Origin of the sequence: Moorena sp. SIO2C4 (assembly GCF_010672485.1) — a bacterium.
In the GTDB taxonomy this organism is placed as follows: Bacteria; Cyanobacteriota; Cyanobacteriia; order Cyanobacteriales; family Coleofasciculaceae; genus Moorena; species Moorena producens.
This window is the reverse complement of record NZ_JAAHGN010000740.1, coordinates 1-3,864: the sequence shown is the minus strand read 5'-3', so window position 1 is coordinate 3,864 and position 3,864 is coordinate 1. Positions and strand designations below refer to the sequence as shown.

Below are 3,864 nucleotides of genomic sequence, written 5' to 3'. Positions count from 1 at the left end.
GGGAATCGGGAATCGGGAATCGGGCTAAGAACATTGAGTTTACCTGGTAAATATCAGAAAAGCTATAAAAATGTTTCCTATCTCCCTATCTCCCCATCTCCCTATCTCCCTATCTCCCTATCTCCCCATCTCCCCACACTCTTCCCTACTCCCTGCTCCCTGCTCCCTGCTCCCTTTGACAACTGCTATAGCAACGATGAATCAAGCATCTACAACAAAAGGCTGGGCGAATGCGATCGCAAAACCGGCAACTGAATTTCCGCCTACTGCCCTCCCGGTCATCTCTGGCCAAATCCCAGAAGGGTTGCGAGGTTCTCTGTATAGAAATGGTCCTGCACGGTTAGAGCGAGGTGGTGTAGCTGTTGGACATTGGTTTGATGGTGATGGGGCGATTTTAGCAGTACATTTCACCCCTGCTGGTGCCACAGGAGTTTATCGCTACGTCCAAACCTCTGGCTATCAAGCAGAAGCAGCTGCTGACAAATTACTGTACCCCAACTATGGCATGACAACACCAGGACCAATCTGGAAACGCTGGAGTAAGCCAGTTAAAAATGCTGCCAATACCTCAGTGCTACCATTACCTGATAAATTGTTAGCCCTATGGGAAGGTGGTCATCCCCATGCCTTAGACCTCCAGAGCTTAGAAACCAGAGGCACTGATGACTTATCTGGCCTAGCCCAGGGAGCAACCTTTTCTGCCCATCCCAAGATTGATCCCAAAACTGGAGAGATTTTCAACTTTGGACTGACGGCTGAACTTAATAGCAGACTCAACATTTACAAGAGCAACTCCACTGGCAAAATTATCAAACAAGGGTCAGTACAGCTAGAGGGTTTGCCCTTCATCCATGATTTTGTTCTGGCAGGGCCGTATCTAGTATTTTTTGTACCCCCAGTGCGAGTGAATTTCCTAAAAGTAGCTCTAGGTTGGTGCAGCTATGGTGATGCTATGGAGTGGCACCCAAATAAGTCAACCCAAATTATTGTTGTAGATTGTGACAGCCTTAGTGTAGTCAGTCGCGGTGAAGCAGAACCCTGGTATCAGTGGCACTTCAGCAATGGTTATGTGGAGAAAGATGGCTTGATCGTGATTGATTTTGTCCGTTATGCTGACTTTCAGACCAATCAGTATTTGAAAGAAGTTGCCACTGGTCAAACTAAGACCGAAGCGAAAGGAACCCTGTGGCAAGCCCGACTGAATCCTGACACTGGTCAGGTCGTGCAGTTACAACAGTTGTTGGATAGAAGCTGTGAATTTCCTGTAGTGCCGCAACAGCGAGTAGGACAATACTCACTTCATACTTATTTATCAGTACATCGCGAAGTCGTCGATATTAGTAAAGAATTATTGGGTGCAATTGGATGTTTTGACCACAAAACTGGCACCTTGATTGTGGCTGATTTAGGAGAAAATCGCTATCCCTCGGAACCAGTCTATGTAACGGATAGCCTGAATCCTGACCAGGGTTGGATATTAACAGTGGTGTATGACGGTAATTCTGATACTAGTGAAGTGATGGTATTTGGTAGAAACACCCTAAATCAAGAACCGATATGTCGTCTGGGATTACCAAAGGTTATCCCCTTCAGCTTTCATGGTCAGTGGAAATCCAGGTAGTTATCTTTTAAATTTACCTGATAAATTCCCCTGAACTGTAGTTATCAATTCCAGCAGGATATAGCCATTTTTTTAAGGATAAAGGCTTTCAATTTAAACAATCAGAAGTCTCTCGCCGTCCGCTTCCTGGAGGACAACTTTCTTCCTGTACAGCTAGTAATTGCTGGTAAACCGAATCAGAATGGTACCCTTGTCCAAAACTAGACTCACCATAGTAAAAATTACCTCCTAAAACTGTAACTAGCAGAGTAGACAAAAAGATATATCTTTGAAAACCCATTGTGGTGACCTTGCTCAAAGTTTCTACTCATTACTTCAAAACTTTTCCAGCAAAATCAGCATGAATTTTCAATAAAAACTAAATTAATCAAAAAATATTAAAATAATAAAACCAGCAAAAAACACACTATTTTAACTTAATAAAAACCAACAAAAAACGATGATTTTAGGGATTTATACAAATAGCTTTATGTTTAAAATAAGTGTATTTACGGATATGATTAAATAGTCAAGCAAGGTAAAGCAACCAGACAAAAATTTTGGTTAATAAAATGTTGATTAGAGAAAAATGCTGGCAACTATAGCAGAAGTCATTTGTCAGAAGTCATTTGTCAGAAGTCAAACTCTTGCGCTTACTTAGGTTTGAGACTAATGTCGATGTCCTAACTGCCCTGGCGACTGCTATATCTATAGGTTTGGTCTAGGGGTGTAATTTAGGTTTGGCTGAGAAATGATAAAGAGGAGTAGGTCTGAGAAATCTATAATTAGAGAAGATCCCCTGATCGAATCCTTAGCTGTTTAACGTAAGATGACCTCATTTCCCCGCCGCTACCATATCACCACCTTTGGCTGCCAGATGAACAAAGCCGACTCCGAGCGGATGGCTGGAATTCTGGAGGATATCGGCTTCCAGTGGTCAGAAAATCCCAACGAGGCTGACTTAATTGTCTACAACACCTGCACCATTCGAGATAATGCTGAGCAAAAGGTTTATTCCTACCTAGGAAGACAGGCAAAGCGCAAACACCAACAACCAGACCTGACCTTGGTAGTAGCTGGTTGTGTGGCACAACAGGAGGGAGAAGCACTGCTGCGGCGAGTCCCAGAAGTTGACTTAGTCATGGGACCCCAACATGCCAATCGTTTGGGGGATTTGCTAGACCAGGTATTTGATGGCAACCAGCTAGTTGCTACAGAACCAATTCATATTGTTGAAGACATCACTAAACCAAGACGGGACAGCAGCATTAGCGCCTGGGTAAATATAATTTATGGGTGTAACGAACGCTGCAGCTACTGTGTAGTGCCCAATGTCCGAGGTTTAGAGCAATCCCGTACTCCAGAAGCGATTCGGGCAGAAATGGAGGAGTTGGGACGGCTTGGCTATAAGGAAATCACCCTATTAGGACAAAATATTGATGCTTACGGACGTGACTTACCAGGGGTGACTGAATCGGGGCGGCATCAGCACACCTTGACAGATTTACTGTATTATGTTAGCAATGTGCCAGGCATTGAGCGGCTCCGGTTTGCTACTAGTCACCCCCGCTACTTTGTAGAACGGCTGATCCGCGCCTGTCATGAGTTGCCGGAAGTGTGCGAACATTTCCACATTCCCTTCCAATCTGGGGATAACGATATTCTCAAAGCTATGGCAAGGGGCTATACCCACCAGAAATATCGCCGGATTATTAATACCATTCGGGACTATATGCCCGATGCCTCCATTAGTGCAGATGCGATTGTGGGCTTTCCTGGGGAAACGGAAGCACAATTTGAAAATACCCTAAAACTAGTAGAAGATATTGGCTTTGACCAGCTCAATACCGCTGCCTATTCCCCTCGTCCTGGCACACCAGCCGCATTGTGGGAAAATCAGCTCTCTGAGGAGGTCAAATGCGATCGCCTTCAACGTCTCAACCACCTAGTTGCGGTAAAAGCAGCTGAGCGATCGCAACGTTATCTGGGACGGATTGAGGAAGTGCTGGTGGAAGACCAGAATCCCAAAGACAATACTCAAGTGATGGGCAGAACCAAAGGAAATCGTCTCACGTTCTTCTCTGGGGATATTAATCACCTTAAAGGTGAGCTAGTTCTAGTTAAAATTACCGAAGCTCGTGCCTTTAGCTTGACTGGTGAGCGAGTAGAGGAATAGGGAATCGGGAGTCGGGAATCGGGAATCGGGAGTCGGGAATCGGGAATCGGGAATCGGGAATCGGGAGTAACCATGCAGTGAGGTCTTA

Annotated in this window: 4 protein-coding genes; 3 read left to right on the top strand and 1 reads right to left on the bottom strand. The window is 44.9% G+C overall.

All coding sequences use genetic code 11. The features are described 5' to 3' along the window. On the top strand, positions 1–255 hold a 255-nt coding region (locus F6K20_RS28195), incomplete at its 5' end, for a hypothetical protein (protein WP_287296881.1). After that, positions 197–1,621 (top strand): carotenoid oxygenase family protein, encoded by a 1,425-nt coding sequence (locus F6K20_RS28190; protein ID WP_287296879.1) that lies wholly within the window; start codon positions 197–199, stop codon positions 1,619–1,621. The genes F6K20_RS28195 and F6K20_RS28190, both read left to right, overlap by 59 nt. 88 nt (positions 1,622–1,709) lie before the next feature. Here F6K20_RS28190 and F6K20_RS28185 read toward each other — a convergent pair whose 3' ends face one another. Beyond that, positions 1,710–1,901 (bottom strand): hypothetical protein, encoded by a 192-nt coding sequence (locus F6K20_RS28185; protein WP_008188662.1) that lies wholly within the window; start codon positions 1,899–1,901, stop codon positions 1,710–1,712. A 528-nt stretch (positions 1,902–2,429) separates the two neighbouring features. On the opposite strand from F6K20_RS28185, the gene miaB reads away from it, so the two are divergent. Next, a complete protein-coding gene (gene miaB / locus F6K20_RS28180) occupies positions 2,430–3,776 on the top strand; it encodes a tRNA (N6-isopentenyl adenosine(37)-C2)-methylthiotransferase MiaB (RefSeq protein ID WP_008188664.1) in 1,347 nt (448 codons plus the stop codon). Positions 3,777–3,864 lie beyond the last annotated feature (88 nt).